Source organism: Reichenbachiella carrageenanivorans, from assembly GCF_025639805.1.
Taxonomy (GTDB): Bacteria; Bacteroidota; Bacteroidia; order Cytophagales; family Cyclobacteriaceae; genus Reichenbachiella; species Reichenbachiella carrageenanivorans.
This window is the reverse complement of the sequence record NZ_CP106735.1, coordinates 2,403,072-2,421,886: the sequence shown is the minus strand read 5'-3', so window position 1 is coordinate 2,421,886 and position 18,815 is coordinate 2,403,072. Positions and strand designations below refer to the sequence as shown.

13 protein-coding genes are annotated in these 18,815 nt (G+C 43.5%); 4 read left to right on the top strand and 9 right to left on the bottom strand.

The genetic code is table 11. The features are described from left to right. The first annotated feature begins 33 nt into the window (after positions 1–33). Entirely contained in the window at positions 34–723 is a 690-nt protein-coding gene (locus tag N7E81_RS09580; RefSeq protein ID WP_263049365.1) for an HAD family hydrolase, read from the top strand. A 249-nt stretch (positions 724–972) separates the two neighbouring features. Then, positions 973–1,575 (top strand): superoxide dismutase, encoded by a 603-nt coding sequence (locus tag N7E81_RS09575; RefSeq protein WP_263049364.1) that lies wholly within the window; start codon positions 973–975, stop codon positions 1,573–1,575. Between the two features lie 97 nt (positions 1,576–1,672). On the opposite strand, the gene N7E81_RS09570 is transcribed toward N7E81_RS09575, so the two are convergent. The 4 genes from N7E81_RS09570 to N7E81_RS09555 form a co-directional block, all read right to left on the bottom strand. Beyond that, the gene (locus N7E81_RS09570; RefSeq protein WP_263049363.1) at positions 1,673–3,046 is read right to left on the bottom strand and encodes a pyridoxal-phosphate dependent enzyme; all 1,374 of its coding nucleotides are present in this window, start codon (positions 3,044–3,046) and stop codon (positions 1,673–1,675) included. An 87-nt stretch (positions 3,047–3,133) separates the two neighbouring features. Beyond that, a complete protein-coding gene (locus N7E81_RS09565) occupies positions 3,134–3,610 on the bottom strand; it encodes a hypothetical protein (protein ID WP_263049362.1) in 477 nt (158 codons plus the stop codon). Continuing rightward, positions 3,594–5,462 carry a hypothetical protein gene (locus N7E81_RS09560; RefSeq protein WP_263049361.1) on the bottom strand — a complete coding sequence of 623 codons (1,869 nt, stop codon included), beginning with the start codon at positions 5,460–5,462 and terminating at the stop codon, positions 3,594–3,596. Before N7E81_RS09560 ends, N7E81_RS09565 begins: the two co-directional genes overlap by 17 nt. 123 nt (positions 5,463–5,585) lie before the next feature. Beyond that, a complete protein-coding gene (locus tag N7E81_RS09555) occupies positions 5,586–7,826 on the bottom strand; it encodes a Tex family protein (RefSeq protein WP_263049360.1) in 2,241 nt (746 codons plus the stop codon). 140 nt (positions 7,827–7,966) lie between these two features. Here N7E81_RS09555 and N7E81_RS09550 point away from each other — a divergent pair, with 140 nt between their 5' ends. Together N7E81_RS09550 and N7E81_RS09545 are read left to right on the top strand one after the other, a co-directional pair. Further along, on the top strand, positions 7,967–8,530 hold the full coding sequence (locus N7E81_RS09550) for a TlpA family protein disulfide reductase (RefSeq protein ID WP_263049359.1): 564 nt from the start codon (positions 7,967–7,969) through the stop codon (positions 8,528–8,530). A 219-nt stretch (positions 8,531–8,749) separates the two neighbouring features. Beyond that, entirely contained in the window at positions 8,750–12,877 is a 4,128-nt protein-coding gene (locus N7E81_RS09545; RefSeq protein ID WP_263049358.1) for a hybrid sensor histidine kinase/response regulator transcription factor, read from the top strand. Here the strand turns inward: N7E81_RS09545 and N7E81_RS09540 are convergent, their stop codons facing one another. The 5 genes from N7E81_RS09540 to N7E81_RS09520 all read right to left on the bottom strand — a co-directional run bounded on the left by N7E81_RS09540 (position 12,878) and on the right by N7E81_RS09520 (position 18,813). Then, on the bottom strand, positions 12,878–13,321 hold the full coding sequence (locus N7E81_RS09540) for a cupin domain-containing protein (protein WP_263049357.1): 444 nt from the start codon (positions 13,319–13,321) through the stop codon (positions 12,878–12,880). A gap of 2 nt (positions 13,322–13,323) precedes the next feature. Further along, entirely contained in the window at positions 13,324–14,553 is a 1,230-nt protein-coding gene (locus tag N7E81_RS09535) for a DUF4861 domain-containing protein (RefSeq protein WP_263049356.1), read from the bottom strand. 135 nt (positions 14,554–14,688) lie between these two features. After that, positions 14,689–15,630, bottom strand: a complete 942-nt coding sequence (locus N7E81_RS09530) for an alpha/beta hydrolase (RefSeq protein ID WP_263053055.1) — start codon at positions 15,628–15,630, stop codon at positions 14,689–14,691. Next, positions 15,623–17,095 (bottom strand): right-handed parallel beta-helix repeat-containing protein, encoded by a 1,473-nt coding sequence (locus N7E81_RS09525; RefSeq protein ID WP_263053054.1) that lies wholly within the window; start codon positions 17,093–17,095, stop codon positions 15,623–15,625. The genes N7E81_RS09530 and N7E81_RS09525 overlap by 8 nt, the downstream gene beginning before the upstream one ends. Before the next feature lie 23 nt (positions 17,096–17,118). Beyond that, on the bottom strand, positions 17,119–18,813 hold the full coding sequence (locus tag N7E81_RS09520; RefSeq protein ID WP_263053053.1) for a glycoside hydrolase family 28 protein: 1,695 nt from the start codon (positions 18,811–18,813) through the stop codon (positions 17,119–17,121). Between the last annotated feature and the right edge of the window lie 2 nt (positions 18,814–18,815).

Below are 18,815 nucleotides of genomic sequence, written 5' to 3'. Positions count from 1 at the left end.
AAAAGAAAAGGCTGAGCAGGCTACATTTATCCCATGAAAATAATCGCCTTCGATGCCGACGATACCCTCTGGCACAATGAGTCCTATTTTAGAGAAACCGAAAAGAAATTTTATGCCCTACTGGAAAGCTATCTTCCCGAGCATGCCCTCGCCAAGGAGCTTTTTAGAGTAGAGATGCAAAATCTGGAATTGTATGGCTACGGCATCAAGGCCTTTACGCTGTCTATGATCGAGAGCGCCATGGAGATCTCCGAAGGCACCATCGAGCTAGCCGACATCCAGAAGCTCATCCAGTATGGCAAGGAGCTACTGCAAATGCCCGTGGAGCTAATCGATGATGTGGAACAAGTACTACAGGCCTTGCATGGCAGGTACAAGCTGGTACTAGCCACCAAGGGCGACCTGCTGGATCAGCATCGCAAGCTCACCAAATCTGGCCTAGGAAAATATTTTCACCACATCGAAATCATGTCCGAAAAGAAAACACTCGACTATGAGCGCCTAATCCGTCGTCTCGACATCTCCCCAAACGATTTTATTATGATCGGCAATTCGCTAAAATCAGATGTACTACCTGTACTAGCACTCGGCGGCACGGCCTTTCACATCCCCTATCACGTCACCTGGGCACATGAGCATGTAGACCGCGAAATCATACACGAAAACTTTCATTCGCTCACCCGCCTCACGGATCTGCTTCCTTTTTTTAAAAAAAAAGAATAGCGGTGCTCAGGTCAAATAGTCAACCATAGCTACTTCTCTTCGTATGTCAACTTTAGAAGGCTATAAAATTAGACTGAGGACCTATCCAAGCTGACGAGGCCACTTTATTTCCCTTCTATCTGGCCGTTATCCGCCATTATTTCAATTATCTATCAATAGATAGAATAGAGTGATCATTTGGCTTAGAATATTATAGATTTACACCTAATTTTACTGAAAGGAATTTTTTAACATAAACATAGAGTTATCATGGCTTTTGAATTACCATCTTTACCCTACGCACACGATGCATTGGAACCACATATCGACGTACGCACCATGGAAATCCACCACGGAAAACACCACAACGCGTATGTAACCAACCTGAACGGCGCTATTGCTGGCACAGACATGGAAGGCAAATCTATCGAAGCGCTATGTGCAGAGCACGCTGACGTACCTGCTGTAAGAAATAACGGCGGTGGACATTTCAACCACTCTTTGTTTTGGACTGTAATGAGCCCTAATGGCGGCGGCAATCCTACTGGCGACATCGCTGGTGCGATCGACGAAGCTTTCGGCTCATTCGACGCTTTCAAAGACGCTTTCGCTAAAGCTGGCGCTACTAGATTCGGATCTGGATGGGCTTGGCTTTGCGTAAAAGATGGCAAACTAGAAGTATGCTCATCTGCCAACCAAGACAATCCATTGATGCCAGGCGTAGGCTGTGGTGGCACTCCTATCTTGGGCTTAGACGTATGGGAGCACGCGTACTACCTCAACTACCAAAACAGACGTCCTGACTACATCACTGCATTTTTCAACGTGATCAACTGGGAAGAAGTAAACAAGAGATTCGCTGCTGCTAAATAAGCAACCGAATAAAACTATAAGCAAAACGCCATCGTAGATGATCTACGATGGCGTTTTTTATTTTGACGTGAGTAAGCTCACATAAATGGTCTTTTACTTACTTCGTTAAGCTCACTAGCAAATCCGTTTGTGTGAGGATGTGCACCTGATTGTTGTCGTCTCTCACCAGCAGCGCTTTCGTGTCTTTGTCCAGCACCTTAGACATCACGTCTACGGTATTGTCTAGTGCTATAAATTTGAATGAAGCATCCATGATTTCTGAGATCTGCTGATCTTTAAGTAAAGGATTTTCAATCAATGCTTTTAGGATTTTAGCATCCGATATACTGCCTACAAACTGTCCCTTTTCAACTACTGGTGCTTGATCGATGCCATGGTCATTCATCGTCGCAATGGCATCTCCAATCTTAGCAGAGCTTTCAATGGTGAACAATTCACCTTGTCCATTCTTGCTAGCTATAATATCTCTAGCTGTAGCAAATGACCCGGTCTCCGTAAAGCCATGATCTTTCATCCAGTTGTCGTTATATATCTTGCCTAGGTATCTGGTTCCGTGATCTGGCATAATGATCACCATCACATCATCCTCCTTTAGGTTCTCTTTAGCATATTCTATGGCTCCGTGTACGGCAGATCCACATGACCACCCTACAAACATGCCTTCTTCTTTGGCCAATCTTCTGGTCATCAAAGCGCCGTCTTTGTCGGTTACTTTCACAAAAGTATCGATCAAATCGAAGTCTACATTCTTAGGTAGAATATCTTCTCCGATACCTTCAGTGAGGTATGGATATACTTCGTTTTCGTCGAACTTTCCAGTCTCCTTATATTTCTTGAATACTGACCCATAGGTATCTATACCCACGGTGGTCACATTTGGATTTTGCTCTTTTAGGTATTTGGCTACACCACACATAGAGCCACCAGTACCTACACCAGCTGCGTAGTGTGTGATTTTGCCTGCTGTATCTCTCCAGATCTCAGGGCCTGTGCTTTCATAATGTGCAACTGCATTCGACAAGTTGTCGTACTGATTGGGGTAGAATGAATTAGGAATCTCCGCATTGAGTTTTTTCGCCACAGAATAATACGAACGAGGATCTTCGGGTTCTACATTGGTAGGGCAAACGTGTACTTCCGCACCTACGGCACGTAGAATGTCTATCTTTTCTGGACTCTGCTTATCTGCCAGAGTAAAAATACATTTGTACCCTTTGGCAATTGCTGCCAGAGCCAAACCCATTCCTGTATTGCCTGAAGTGCCTTCTATGATGGTGCCTCCTGGTTTGAGAATGCCCGCTTTTTCTGCATCTTCGACCATCTTCAAGGCCATTCTATCTTTCATAGAATTACCCGGGTTAAAGTATTCGAGTTTTACAAGTATGGTTCCTTTTACGCCTTTTGCTAGGCTATTGAGCTTTACTAAAGGCGTATCGCCAATCGTTTCGATTATTGAATTGTGAAATTTCATAATTGAGATTTATTTCTGAAGGCAAAATTAGAAAGATAAATAGGCAATCCTACCCATCTGGCAAATTTGAATAAGGAAGAGGTCAATTTAGTAAGTATATCGCTCGACTATTTGCTTTCCGTCCAAGGTATACGTGAGTTTGAGCGAAGTGGATGTCAAGTCATCGACAGAAAATAGGCCTATGCTAGCATGCTGTTCCTCAGTCAGTGAGATGGTATTTTGAAAAACATCGCTGTCATCTACATCCATGGTATATTCTGCTTTGTAGAGTGTATCTACACTACTGGCGCCGCCACAATTAGCCACTCGCCCCATGAGGTATAGTGAATCCACTGCCGAAGCATCTACAAAAGTGAGAACATTATCTTCTAGGCACGAGCCGAATACATCTGAGCCGTCTTCGATACGCCTCACCAGCACCCAAGATTTTTCATCTCCTGCCGACAGCAAACGGTTGGTCTGTGTATCATCCAATGATCTGCTGATGTCCTTCACGCCACATTGCGCCAAAAACATCAGCAGAACCAATCCAATAAAAGAATAGTGATTATCTAACGTTGCCACTTCTATCTACTACAAAATACCCAGGATCGTTTGGATCTCCTCCACCACTTTCCAACTCTGCTTCTGTCTTGGTATAGAAGATGGTCTCCTTCACGATGTCATTGAACTTAACATCTACAGGTGCACGGCTTATTTTTAATTGATTTACCCAGTTGGTATTTCCCCCTGGAGTTACAGATACCGTGATGATATTGTTTTTAGAACTTGGCACAAGTGAGAAAATATAGACTGCTATTGAGCCTGCTTGTGTAGGCACAAATTTGCCATTCACTAAAAACTCACTGTCGCTGTACTCAAAGCCTGTCAAAGCAAAATTTTTCTTCCAAACGATATTTCTGGCATTATTAACCTTGGCTACAAAACCTTGATCAGATGCCCCTTGAAACTCCAGCCCAACCACATAAGTGTTAGACGAATCGTCTTTCATAGACACAATTGAATAGAACTTAGAAAAATCGTGTGGCACAAAAGTAGAGTCCATTCGAGGGATCAAATACAATGAATCGGCACCATCTGCACTCACGCCCCATCTGGCACGGAGTCTATACTGTTCGTTGTAGGCGAGCCATTTGCTGCGAGCAGAAGCAAGCTGTGTCTCTAGCCCCTTGCGGTACTTGATCAACCCCATTTCGCCACCATAACTATCATTTACCAGTTTAGGGTATTTTTTAGCTCCTACCGTGATACCTGGTTCTACCAATGTAGCTACCGAAGCATCCATCAAGTTGATCAACTGCATCAGGCTATCGGATACTGCCAACTGATAATCCACATCTTCACTATCCGCCAAACGCTCATTGAGCACTTCACTAGTGAGATAGTCAAACTTGTTTTTATTTATCAAAATACTCAATAGATCCAGTCCTAGTGAATTGCTATCATAGTCATTGATAGCACTGATCAAATCTGCATCTAACGAAGTCACAATAGGAGCATCCAAGATTCCAGAGCCAGAGTTAATCTTTTCTCCTTGAGTCTTCAGCTCCTCATTGATCGTTATTATTTTGTTTTTCAGTGTTGAGACATCTTTTCTAATGACGTCCTCCACTTCATAAGCCCAATCTCCATAGTTCCAAGCGACTACGTCATTGGCAAAGAAATCCACCGAAGTCATGCCGTCTTCACCATAGGCTTCTATCTTCTTAAACTCCAACTCTGGACTATAGCCTTTTTTGCCAATACGGCTTACTGCATCACGTACTTTTTCAAACTTCTCTTTGATTTCAGTGTTTTTATCCAAGATGACAACCAGACTATCTTCGGTCTCTTGTGTGGCCATCATATACAAATTTTTAATATCTGGATAGTTGGCCGCAAAAGCCTTATAAGCCGCTAGAGAATAGGCATTGGCAGCGTTGACGCTATACAAATCTGCATAAATAGACTTGGCATACTTGTTTATATTCCTCAAGCTTTGCAGTTTCTTTTCGATGTCGAGCTGTACATCTGATATTTTGATCCCAAAGTCTCCTGTTCTCAAATCTCTTCTATAAAAGGCCTGATAGAATTCATCGTTCTTTTTCAGTTCCTTTTCAGTAATATAAGCTTTGGCCTTGGTGAGATATACTACAGCGGTATCTGTAGCTCCCAAAATAGCGGTAGAATCTGATACAATGTGATAATCATTGACCAACCCTTCATAGTAAAGGCCAATTTGAAGGTTAGCATTTGGTTCTTCTGCGTTTTTAGGATCCGACAAATATTCCCAAAGCATAGGTATAGCTTGATCGTAATTTTTAGCCTCTATAAGAGGAAATATATCCTTGTCGTATTTGTACTTTTTCTGAGCAAAAGAAGAATGGAAGGCACAACAAGATATTATACTGAGCACTAGTATGAATGATTTCTGCATTTCGATCTCTTTCTGATTGATTGTTTGGTGTATGTACTACAAAAGTAGTAAAAGATTTTTCCTAGCATAAATTAGACTATTTTTCTAGCAAAAACCTTTTACAAATATTATTTAAACGAGCTCCTAGCTGTTAAATTTTCCTTTGAGCATCGCTAATTTGGATTGCAAGTCTCCTTGTGCTTCTTGTTTGGCTTCTTGCTTACGCTCAAATTTTTTCTTTGGCTTACCAAATGGGTCTGACTTCATAGACAGGGAAATACGCTTTTGCGGTACATTGATCTCTGTGACTGTCACCTGCACTTGCTGCTGAAGTTTTACCACGGCAGCAGGATCGCTCACAAACGAGTCCGACAACTGGCTCACATGTACCAATCCATCCTGATGCACGCCCACATCCACAAAAGCACCAAATTTGGTGATATTGGTCACGATTCCTGGCAACTTCATGCCTTCTCTCAGGTCGCTGATGGCATTTACTCCTTCTTGAAAACTAAACACTTCGTATTGCTCACGAGGGTCACGACCAGGCTTGGCCAATTCATCCATGATGTCTTTAAGAGTAGGTAGTCCCACTTCATCAGTCACATATTTCTTAGGGTCGATCTTGGCACGTACAACCGAGTCCTTTACCAACTCTGCTACGGTACTGTTGAGATCCGCAGCCATTTTCTCCACCGTAGCGTACCGCTCTGGATGTACGGCACTGGCATCTAGTACGTTGTCGCTTTCGCGAATGCGTAAAAACCCAGCAGCTTGCTCAAAAGCCTTGTCGCCCATGCGAGGTACTTTTTTTACTGCTGCTCTGTTTTTGAATGGCCCATTTTCGTTTCTATACTTCACGATATTTTCTGCCAACTGAGGCCCTAACCCTGATACATAAGTCAATAACTGCTTGCTGGCGGTGTTGAGTTCTACACCCACGCCGTTTACACAGCGCTCTACCACTTCGTCCAGCGAATGTTTTAGGGAGTTTTGATCTACATCGTGCTGATACTGCCCTACCCCAATCGACTTGGCGTCGATCTTTACGAGCTCAGCTAGTGGATCCATCATCCTTCTCCCAATCGAAACTGCTCCTCTTACCGTAAGGTCTTGGTCGGGAAACTCCTCACGAGCAACCTCCGACGCAGAATAAATAGAGGCACCACTTTCGCTCACCATCGCAACAATGATATGCGAGGGCAATCCTATAGATCGGATAAAACTCTCTGATTCCCTACTCGCGGTGCCGTTGCCGATGGCAATGGCTTCTATTTGATGTTTTTCTACCATGTGTTTGATGGTAGCGGCAGCTTCGGCCGTTCTACGCTGTGGCTCGTGTGGAAAGATGGCTTCAAACTCTAGCAGCTTACCTTGTTTGTCCAAACACACCACCTTGCAACCAGTCCTAAAACCAGGGTCAAGCGCCAATACATTCTTTTGTCCTAAAGCTGGAGACAACAACAATTGCCTCAAATTTTCGGAGAATACCTGAATCGCTTCGTCGTCGGCTGTTTTCTTTGATGATACACGGGTCTCTGTCTCCATCGATGGTTTGAGCAAACGCTTATAGGCATCCTTAAGAGCGATTTTAACCTGCTCTACATTGGCGTTCTGCCCTGTGATTATTTTCTTTTCCAACAAGAAATTGGCGTCATTTTCGTCTGGAAAAATATCAAGAGAGAGAATCATCTCTTTTTCGCCACGTCTCATCGCCAACAATCGGTGAGATGGACATTTTTTCAAAGGTTCTTCCCATTCAAAATAGTCCTTATACTTTTGTCCTTCTTGTTCTTTGCCTTTCATGACGGTAGACTTGATCACCGCCTTGTCCAAAAACAACTTTCTAAGCCCTGCTCTAACTTCAGCATCCTCACTCACCCATTCAGCAATGATGTCTCTAGCTCCTTGCAAGGCTTCTTCAGCATCTTTCACTTCCTTCTCCTCATCTACATACTGTAGTGCCAGCTCGACGGGGTCTCCCAAGCCTTGGTCAAAAATAACTTTTGCCAATGGCTCCAGTCCTTTTTCTTTGGCCATAGAGCCACGAGTTTTTCGTTTGGGCTTGTAGGGCAGGTAGATATCCTCTAGCTCTGTCATGGTGAGCGCCGCTTCAATTTTCTTTTTCAGCTCATCAGTCAGCTTGCCTTGCTCATCTATAGATTTCAGAATCGCTTCTCTTCGCTTATCTAAGTCTCGCAACTTAGCAATACGATCTTTAATATAGGCCACGGCCACTTCATCCAAACTCCCGGTTTGCTCCTTTCTATACCGAGAAATAAACGGAACCGTTGCCCCTTCGTCTAATAAGGCTACTACGGCTGCAACACCTGAAACTGAAACATTATGCTCTGTGGCAATGAGAGAAATGTGCTTTTGACTCATTCGGTTCTATTGTTTTTTTTGATACTTAAAAATTGAGTGCATCAAATTTAATCACCTCTTGGAATTAATATCCCTCTACTTTTGTATATGTTCAAAGAAGTTTTCCACATGCGTGGGAATGAAGTGAATGACAGAATTTTATGAAAAAACTATTGAAAGAGTGGGGTATTATTTTGGGTATAATAGGTGCGCTCTATTTTACAGGACTTCACACAGAGGTGGCCGGATTTCTCCAGCAAATCATTCTGACTACAGGGTTATTGAGACCTGAGCACATAGAAGAAAATGAGCAAGCAGATGCAGCCTACCACTTTCAGCTCCTCAACGAGCAAAATGAATCTCTGCCATTTACCCAATTCAAAGGCAAAACTATCTTTCTCAACTTTTGGGCGACTTGGTGTCCACCTTGCTTAGCAGAAATGCCCGACATCCATGACCTATACCTCAAGATGCAAAATGAAAACGTTGCCTTTGTCCTGATCAGTCAGGATAAAAATTTTGACAAAGCAAAAAACTTCATGGAGCGAAAGGGCTATACCTTTCCTATCTACCAGTTGGTCTCTCCTCTGCCGCAAGTATTTGCCAGCTCTTCGATACCTACCACTTTTGTCATTTCTCCAAAAGGAAAAATCATAGCTAAACGTGTAGGTATGGTCAAATATGACACAGAAAGTTTCAGGGAATTGCTGCTGCGTGGGGAATAACCGCATGAGCTTCTTGTCTTTCCCATACTATTTTGTCTGAAAATAGGCAGATCCGCCCCTGACTATACAGCATTCAACATTCGATATTCATTTTTCTTTTTGATTTTAGTTTAGACATTCATATTAAGTATTTTACAATTCATAGTCATGCCCAATGGTGTAGTCATGCATCTAGCTGGGTAGTTTTAGAATTACAGTAGGAACAGATAAATGGTTGATTTGAGGAAATTGGTTTTAGTCATGGTGTGGCTACCCTTATGTGCCACTGCACAAGAAAGTTATGAACCAGAATTTGCAGACCCAATGCTTGAGGATTGGCGTTACTCCTACTTTCCTGAATTGGACGACAAAGGCGTCCGGTCCATGACCTCTTCGCGGCAAAGCAACACATACTGGTTTGGGTTAGACTCTGGTGTAGTTTCCTATAATGGCTTCGACTGGCACACCTATGGCAACAAAGAGGGTCTATCCGGACTTCCCGTCCAAAAGGTATTCTTAGATAAAAATGACCAAATCTATGCTGCCACTTCCGACGGGCTTTTCACCTTTGCTAAAGACCAATGGAAAAATCTGTTTCAAACTCATGCAGAGATTCAATTCAACTTCAAATCCATCATCCAACTGGCCAGTGGCAATCTGGTCTGTGGCACCACACACGGTGCTGTATTTGTGACACCAGACCAGTCTTATCTACTCACCACAGCAAAAAACTGGAGCCATATAAAGGACCACCTGCCTAATTTTAAATTTGTAGAAATCCCCTCTACGCTCCTCATTCATGGACAGTTCGACAATATCTCTGATGTATTCGAAGTATCACCAGGCCAACTCTGGATCGCAGTAACTTATTTATTAGAAGATGAAAAAGGCGACATCATGATGTTTTCCGAAAAGGAAATCCTATCCGAACAAGTAGTCCACTACAATCTTTTTAGCAAATACTACCACGTACAACTGGGCTATGAACAGAAAATTCTAAAGGTGTCTAATGGCGACATTTGGATTATCAACAAATCGAACCGACTACCTGCTATCCGGTACAAAAACCATCGATGGGAAGAGGTACCTTACGGTCAACAATTCGGAGATGACGAATACTCCGAGAGTATTCTAGAAACCAAGGATGGCAAACTCTGGCTGAGCGGTATAGGCAACTTATACGCCATGGATCATAATGGAGAATGGAGCAAATACAGCTCCCAAACCCTCAATATCCCTCAGGGGCACATCGTATTGCATACCGGTCATGAGACTGATCTCTGGGTACTAGGCTATCAGTCTGAGGTCTATCGCGTGGATCTATCTGATGAAAAATGGAAAACCTACAAAAACCTCAATTACCAATGTACACAATCGGATGGCACCCATTGGTTTTTGGATATTTCTGGACAGGCCATATCCAACCATGGAGAAGTTTGGCAAAAATACAACCAAAAACATCTCATGATGAACGGCGCGGTGAGCCTTTATGCCGATTCTAAGGATGTTGTCTGGGCTATAGGTAGCCAAAACGAACAAGCTTGCGCAGGCTACCTCTCCAACAATCGCTGGAACAATATCTTAATCGATTCCATCTCTTGGGGACTCGATTACCGAGCCATTATAGAAGCTCAAGACGGATCTATCTGGGTAGGTGGAAGCACCGACGTTTTTCTAGAACTCGGCCAAACGGGCGGCCTGGTACAAATCGTAAACCCCTACAGCGGTGACCGTCAACTCAACTACTTCAGGTCTCGAACCTTGGGTCTCAACCAACTCAATGCCTATGGTATTGCACAAACACGGGACAGCAATTTATGGATAGGAGGCACAGGGCTATGCGCATTTGATGGTGGACAATGGCACTATACGAACACACCAGATCTAAACAACTATGTGAATGACGTATGCAATGACATAAATGGCATTCTCTATGTAGCCTCTCGCCAGCACGGACTCTTCATAAACACAGCCCAAGGGGGTTGGAAAAACTACTCCGTCCAAAACGGATTGATCAGTAACAACATCATAAGTCTGGCTGTCAAAGACAGTACTGAAATCTGGCTGGGAACCGACCGTGGATATAGTTTTTTCAACGGTGACTTCTGGATCAACAACACCTTCCCTCCTTCTCTCACACTATCCTACGAAGGAGGTTCTATTCACCTAGGGCAATCGAGCGAAATCTGGATCAGCCGCTCTCTTCGCGAATGGAAACGACGAATATACACAGGCAAAAAGCCCAACCAAACGGTGCAAGACAAGTTTATGACCCATCGTTTTGTAAAAGACAGTATCGCACCTGAGACAGCCATCGAGATCTATTCCGAAGAAGTAGACCAATCAGGCAATACCACTGTATTTTGGTCTGGCAGACACTATTTCAACAAAACAGAAGCCAGCGACCTGCTTTATTCTTACCGTCTAAACAAAGGCGACTGGTCACCTTTCACTCCGCTGCATAGCCATACTTTTACTGGACTAGACGACGACCACTATCTATTTGAGGTTCGAGCGATGGACAAGGAAGGAAACATCGATCTAACTCCAGCGTCAGTTTCTTTTGTAGTCTTGCCTCCGATTTGGAAACAAGTTTGGTTTGTTTTAATGATCTCTTCTTTCTTGATCGCTATTGGTTTTTACCAATATCAAATCATCAAAAAAAGACAAATACTAGAAAGACTAAACAGTTCCCTTCACACCGTAAACGAAGAACTTGAAACCAAAAATGTTCAAATTCAAAAGCAAAAAGATTCGCTCGAAGAGCTGATACAGCAAATCGATCAACTCTCTCAGGCCAAAATGAGGTTTTTCACCAATATCACACATGAATTTAGAACCCCACTTAGTTTGATCTTAGGGCCTATCGAGCGGCTCACCTCTCAATCTGATGCCAAGTCTAATGAATTCAGCTTCTATAATCTGATTAAGAAAAATGCCCTCCGCCTACAAAAACTCATAAATCAATTACTCGAAATCCGCAGAATAGAATCTGGAACACTAGAGCTACAGCTGCACCAAACGGATTTAGTCGAGTTTGTCAGAGACACCAAAAACCTGTTTACCAACAAGGCCATAGAAAAGGAAATTCGACTAGGATTTCAGTCCGATTTTGAAAAACTAACCCTCTATTTTGATCAGGACAAAATAGAAAAGATTCTATTCAACTTGCTATCCAACGCAATGAAATACACATCTGCCAATGGAAAAATCAACGTGAAATTGCTCAAGGATGATGGAACGGGTGGCGTTAGTCAGTATGTGCGCATGATCGTGAGCGACGATGGTACAGGCATAGATCAAGACTTACAAGACCATTTGTTCGAAAGGTTTAGTGTGGGGAAAGCCCCTATCAAAAATGAGCTACAAGAAAGCAGCGGTATAGGGCTCTCATACATCAAAGATCTGGTCGAGTTTCATCAAGGTAAAATCACTTATCAAAGTACGCCAGGCAAAGGCACGACTTTCACCGTGTATATACCTGAAAATATGCGACCCGAAGCTGCCCGTCCAGAATGGGGTGACTTCAAACTAGGAGAGACAGTAGATGCTAGTCTGCTAGCTGCCGAAGTACCGCTAAAAAACTCAACTACTTCTACCAATAATGAAAGCAAACGCATACTCGTGGTAGAAGACAACGAAGACATGCGCTTCTTTATCACCAGCTTGCTACAAGAAAACTATGTGGTATTACAGGCCGACAACGGACAAGCTGGTCTCGACCTGCTCGATCGGGAGTATGTAGATTTGATCATCAGTGATATCATGATGCCCGAACTAGATGGTATTTCGTTTTGTGATCAAGTAAAAGCAAACCCTACCACCAGCCACTTGCCCGTGATCTTACTCACTGCGCTAGCGCTAGATGAAAAGCGCATCTCTGGCTATGAGTCTGGGGCAGATTCGTATATTGTAAAGCCCTTCTTGCCAGAGTTGCTACTGGCTCGCGTGAACAATTTGCTGGAATTTCGCGATGAAATGAAGCAACGATTTGCTGCCGACTTACGATTTAAACCCAAGGAGATCCAAGTAACCTCTGTAGATGAGGCTTTCTTAGAAAACATAGCTTCCTTGATGGAAACTCATGTATCTGATGCTCAATTCGACATTGGAAAGATGTGTAATATGATTGGCATGAGCCATATGCACTTTATTAGAAAAGTGAAGCAGCTCACAGACAAAAAACCCATGGAACTACTCAAATCCTTCCGTCTGACTCGTGCAAAACAATTGCTAGAACAAAACAAAATCAACGTATCTGAGGTTGGCTACATGGTGGGTTATGACTTGCCCAATTCCTTTACTCGGGCATTCAAAAATGAATTTGGAGTTACTCCCACTCAGTTTGCAGAGCAGAGCAAAAGCTAATTATTCTCCTAGCTTATACTTTTTAATTACCAAATATTTGAGTTCTACCTCGCCCACATTCCGAATGCCATGCATAGAAAATGGGGGACAATACAGCGTGGTGTAAGGCTCCACCACTTTGGTTTTTCCGTCAAGGAAAAACTCTGCTCGCCCTTCGAGCACTAAAAAAAACTCATCCTCCTCGTGCTGATGTGGCGGATGCGTAGCTTTGCCTGGTGCTACTGCACTCAACTTGAGTGTGCGCCCATCCAAAAATTGCTTATCTACAAACCAAAACTGGTGACCAACTTTAGTCGTCGAAGCTATTGCAGGATCATAAGTACGTACACAATCGGACAGGTCTAAGGCCGGAACGGAACGTTCCTGTGCCTTAACATGACCAATCACTAAACCATATAACAGACAGCCTAGGGCTAATTTTTCTTTCAATAACTTCATATTCATGATTAGTTGATTGTTATTTCTATTGGCTGATTCAATCGCACCAGTTTGTCGTCTAGGTATTGCTGAAACTCCTCCATGCTACCTACACCATTTTCCTCTTGCTCCCAAGCACCTAACAGGTAATAGCTGAGCGTATCCACAGGTTTGAACACGATCAAGTGATCATAAGACGAATCTAACACCTCCGATACATCTTTGGTGTTATAAAAAATGGCCAACCCCAACTTGTCATTGGAGAGGCTTTGCTTGCCATAAGTGGCTAAGTAAGCCCATCCACTAGACCCCACCAAGGATGTAAAACTTGTAGCTGAGTCGTGCTTTACGATTCCTGTACAAAAATCTTCGATAGGATGATCGAAAGTCAGCTGATGACAAACCGAACGATCCCCCACTTCGATAGTCATTAGTGAGGTCAAATTGCAGGTCTTGTTGGAAGTCTGCCAGCCATAATATTTCGTTTCTACTGCGGCAGACAGTAAGCCATCTGCTACAATCTCACAGGTTACCGAATCGGTTTGTTTAAAGTGTTCAACTTTACCATCGATGTATTGACCAATAGCTCCAATGCCGAGCGACTTACCTGCTTTGAGAATGTCCATCCCCCATGGAGCATTTTCATGATAAGAATCGAAACCATCTTGCCCCACTACCTGCAGCACAAGCGTATCTACTCGTTTGCCGAAGATATCCATCGCATTTCTCCAATCGAGATAAAATCGATAGCCAATCAGGTCGTTTTCCAAACCTGGCCCCTCGTATCTAATGAAATAAGAATGGTCGGTATGCTCATCGGGTACACGCAGATAGTCCACATTCAGAAATTCGCCTCCTATATACTTTCTACCTTGCCACTCTCCTCCTACTTTGTGAGAGATTTCAGCTTGTGTTTTTTTGACTGGCATAACTTCTCTTTCAATATCAGTCGGCCATGCCATCGACAAAGAAGCCTCTGCGCTCAGATCCAGATTCATAATCAAGCGATCTGCTTTGCTGTCTCCATCGACATCTACAAGCTCTGCTGCGTTGCTTTTGATAGTAACTGCACCAGGCGCAAGCGAATTGACAAATAAATTAGGGTCAGACAAGACCACCATTTCGTTCCTGTTTTTCACCATGGGGTTACGCAATTGAATGATGAACCCATCGTCTACTTTTTGGTTGGTTTGTGCATTAGATCCACACCCAGCGATCAAGCCTGCAAGGGCAACTCCCAAATAATATTTTATTTTCATTTTCAGTGTAATTATTCCTATTAATTAAACCAAAAGTAGACGCCTGCTCCCTAATCGATTATTCAATAATCACCAAAACCCTAGCAATAACTGAGACTGTACATTTTCTATTACTCACATAGGAAAAAAAACATTTCAGTCTACCTGATCAGCTAATACACGAGCTAAAAACACATCGATATAAGCTACTGTAGGTGCAAACCAAGGATCGAATAACCAGAAGGCATGGGGCGAATTTGGCCATTCATACACTTTTATTTGTTCATTTTGTAGCTTCGTCATCATATCGTCTCTGCCCGCTTGAAATCTCGGGTACTGACTGTGAACAAACAGAATAGGTGGGTCATTTTCATCTGCGTGATGCAGTGGGGAAGCCTCCTCCCAACGATCAGGCACTTCCTCATAGGTACCTCCAAGCCATTGTGCGGCAGCGATGCCCTCTTGCGACTCTGGGTGATGAAATGCCAATATTCCATCAAGATTGACAATCGCCTGCACCTTAGGTACCTCCCACAGACTAGACACGCCCAACAGTGTGGCTAACTGTGCACCAGATGAGCAGCCCAAAAGCACCATTTGTCTAGTGTCTACAGCCAGTGTATCGGCATGAGCCACTACCCACTGCATAGCCATTGCGATGTCCTTGAGTGCTGCAGGGTATTTGGACTCAGGTGACAACCTATATTCTACCACACAAGTCCGGTATCCCGCTTGCGCTAAATCAGAGGCTAATGGATACAGCATGTTTTTGTGACCCGACTTCCATCCGCCCCCGTGTATCATAAAAATCATGGGAAACCGTTTGGGTTCTGCTTCCGCAATTGAAAAAATATCGAGCGTCAAAAAACGATTTCCTGTCCAAGAATATGGAATATCTTTCAGAACCCTGACCCGACCTGGTTCGGAGGGCTTTGCTAGCTGAATTGTCGGAAACTGTCGTTTGTACTTCTGAAATGCGCTCTGAGCTGTGTAGCTCGTATCTCTAGGGTAAGACTGCCCAGCACAAGTAACAACTAGAAAAAGGCCTATTACAATCAAAACTGAAATACGCCTTATCCATATGCTTATGCTATTCATTGACCTGCTCAAATGGTCCTACATCTGGCGCAGTCCCTTCAAAAGGCAGCCCGACATCAACCCCAGCATCTATAAGGTCACTTTCCGCTTTTAGTTTCATAAAATCCACAGCAGGCAAACTGCCGTCTGCATTTCTGTCGCCGAGCAATAAGTCTATATCTAGGCGCTTAAAATCATCCGCAGTCCCACTCAGCGGCGACTGCCAGCTGTTGTGGCTGAGGTCTTTGGTACTGGCATTGAGGCTGCCTACAGTCCCTACAGCCACGCTGTTTTTTACCTCCAAATAGGAAAGTGGGTTAGTAGAACTAAAATTGTAATTGGTGCCATTGTCGTAAGCGCCACAGTTATGAAGAGTCACTGTGCCCCGATTGCTATTGTGATCGAATCCGTCGTTTACATTGCCCGCAGCGATACAATTTTTGTACACAGCATTGTGGGTCAAATCCTTGCCGTCGCTACCTCCAGTTTTGAAGCCATTGCCGTCTCCTCCTCCCTCTGTGCCAGACTTCAAAAAACCATTTTTCACAGCCCAGCAGTTTTCGTAAGTAGTCTTTACATTATCGTTGTCTCGAAGATACCCATCCCAACCATCGTCGAGGTTTTGCCAAGCCCTGCAGCCCACAAATTTATTACCGCTTCCCACGGTGAGCTTAGCCGCAAATCCATCGGCATTTTCAACCTTAGAATCTGCATTGAAATACGAATCACAATTGAGGATCAAATTGTCGGCTGCACCTTCGTCTAATTGCAAACCTGTATCTGAATTTTCATAAAAAGAGCAAAACTCAATGATGTTGTTTGAGCCTTTGACTTGCATACCATTGTCTCCCGCCTTGCGGATATCGATGCCTTTGAAATGCCAATAGTCCCCTTTGAGCTGAATACCTTGATTAGACGGGCCTTCGGACAAATTAGAAAAATCTAAAACGGGCCTTTCTGTTGCCGTAGTGCTTGCTGCCATCACAACAATAAATTCGGCAGCCGTACCAGATGTATTTAGTACAATCCTTTCAGTCATGGTGTATGTACCGCCTTCGAGTACGATGACATCTCCTGCTTCTGCGACATTTAGTGCCGATTTGAGTTCATCAACTGTAGACACATCAATGTCATTATGGGCTGAGGGCAGTACACTCGTGATATTCAAAATCACTTGTCCTGTCACCATTCCTTTGTCATTAGCCGTGGCTGTTACCGTGACAGAGCCATTGGCCTTGGCTGTCAGAAGGCCTGTACTTGAGATCTCCGCAATCGCCTCATCTGATACGGCCCAGCTCACCGACTGGTCAGTTGTATTCACAGGCTGAAAAGCAACTGTAATTTGACGCTGGGTATCGGTCACCAGATCCTGCGCAGTCAATTGGATAGATTCGGCATATATTGTCTTTCCTATGTCCTCCATCTCTTGCTCGCTTTCTTCGCCACAGGCACCAAACAGCGTCACTAAAAGCAATAATTTTATCATTCTTGCAATTTGATCAATTCTTTTCATTTGTTCACTTTTACATTTTTCTTACCTACTTCACTACCTACAAAAATCTCATTGCGCTTTATTTTTGTGTTTGAAAACTCTACTTGACTGTCGCCATACACATTGATCAAAGTCTTCCCCTGCACCCCATCTACAGACAATCCATTAAAATTCATTTTACTTGTATTGTATAAAGTGATCGGCTTGCCTTTAGTCACACTCACACTCACGCCAGACCAATCGAAGCCTTCGGCGTCTATAATGGTGATACCTCGCTCTCCTTCTAAGTTTACATTCTCCAATTGGATGTTTTGGAGTTTCATCTCAGGTAATCCCTGGAAAAATCCCGAAACACCAGAGCCTGTTGCAGTGATGTTTTTCATATAAATATTGCGAAAAGATGGCGTGGTGCGCGTCACTGGCACTGGCACTGCTTTTTGTACATTTTCCCCCGTCTCGCCCTCTTCAGACACAGGAGATTCTCCTCCATAAAACAAATTGAAACGGATAGCCTCACCCGCTATATTTATCATATCAATGTCTGAGATGTATATATTTTCTACTACACCTCCACGGCCACGTGTACTTTTGAACCTAAGCCCACAATCGGTACCGATAAAAGTACAATTGGACACATGCATATTTTTGACTCCACCAGACATCTCACTTCCTACTACAAATCCACCATGACCATGATACACCACATTGTTTTTGATGATTACGTTTTGTGTAGGAATACCTCTCTTTAAGCCATCTTCATCCTTTCCAGATTTGATACAAATAGCGTCATCGCCCACATCGAAACTATTGTTATACACCAGCACATTTTTGCAAGATTCTAAGTCCAACCCATCTCCATTTTGCGAATACCAAGGATTGCGGACAGTGAGGTTTCTAAGGATTACATTTTCACACATTAGTGGGTGTAGATTCCATGCTGGGGAGTTTTGAAATGTAGGTCCATCGAGCAATACGCGATTGCAACTGATGAGGCTCACCATGACTGGGCGCATAAAGTCTTTTACCGCCTCAAACTCTTCAATAGTCTCATAGTCTGGCACATTAAAATTGCCATTAGTATCTCCTTTTTTCGACTTCTCACTTGGATACCAAGTCTGCTTGTCATCACTGAGTACACCACCTGATTTCAATTTCTGATTCCATTGTCCTATCGTGAGTTTACTTCGCTTGACTGCACGCCAAGAGTCGCCAGACCCATCGAATATCCCTTGGCCAGTAATGGCGATATTGGTCAGGTTTTTACCATTAATAGGTGATATACATCGATAAGTCTCCAAGCCTTCGAAGCTGGTCGCAATGAGGGGGTACTTATCGAAATCATCAGAAAACAAGACCAAAGCACCTGCCTCTACATGTAGATTGATATTGTCTTTGAGGGTAATAGGTCCTGTCAGCCAGATGCCTTTGGCTATCACTACTTTGCCTCCTCCTTTGCCAGACACATCCGCAATGGCTGCTGCAATAGCCTCAGTATTGTCGGTAAGACCGTCGCCTTTGCCTCCAAAATCCGAGACATTGACTTGATAGTCTGGAAAGGTAGTTTCTTGTACCTTGGGCATGTCAAACTCCACTCCTTTATACAGCCAATCTGTGGCTTGTCCTTCTGTATCTCCTGTATAGTTGATACCTGCTGCACTCAAAGTTGTCAGCAGACCGATCATTACTAATTTCCTAAAACTCACCATCGTCATAT

Coding starts and splice junctions, on each gene's coding strand:
- N7E81_RS09540 (WP_263049357.1), bottom strand. CDS start 13,321: ATGAATATGAAGTTATTGAAAGAAAAATTAGCCCTAGGCTGTCTGTTA.
- N7E81_RS09580 (WP_263049365.1), top strand. CDS start 34: ATGAAAATAATCGCCTTCGATGCCGACGATACCCTCTGGCACAATGAG.
- N7E81_RS09535 (WP_263049356.1), bottom strand. CDS start 14,553: ATGAAAATAAAATATTATTTGGGAGTTGCCCTTGCAGGCTTGATCGCT.
- N7E81_RS09555 (WP_263049360.1), bottom strand. CDS start 7,826: ATGAGTCAAAAGCACATTTCTCTCATTGCCACAGAGCATAATGTTTCA.
- N7E81_RS09575 (WP_263049364.1), top strand. CDS start 973: ATGGCTTTTGAATTACCATCTTTACCCTACGCACACGATGCATTGGAA.
- N7E81_RS09560 (WP_263049361.1), bottom strand. CDS start 5,462: ATGCAGAAATCATTCATACTAGTGCTCAGTATAATATCTTGTTGTGCC.
- N7E81_RS09525 (WP_263053054.1), bottom strand. CDS start 17,095: ATGATAAAATTATTGCTTTTAGTGACGCTGTTTGGTGCCTGTGGCGAA.
- N7E81_RS09550 (WP_263049359.1), top strand. CDS start 7,967: ATGAAAAAACTATTGAAAGAGTGGGGTATTATTTTGGGTATAATAGGT.
- N7E81_RS09530 (WP_263053055.1), bottom strand. CDS start 15,630: ATGAATAGCATAAGCATATGGATAAGGCGTATTTCAGTTTTGATTGTA.
- N7E81_RS09520 (WP_263053053.1), bottom strand. CDS start 18,813: ATGACGATGGTGAGTTTTAGGAAATTAGTAATGATCGGTCTGCTGACA.
- N7E81_RS09570 (WP_263049363.1), bottom strand. CDS start 3,046: ATGAAATTTCACAATTCAATAATCGAAACGATTGGCGATACGCCTTTA.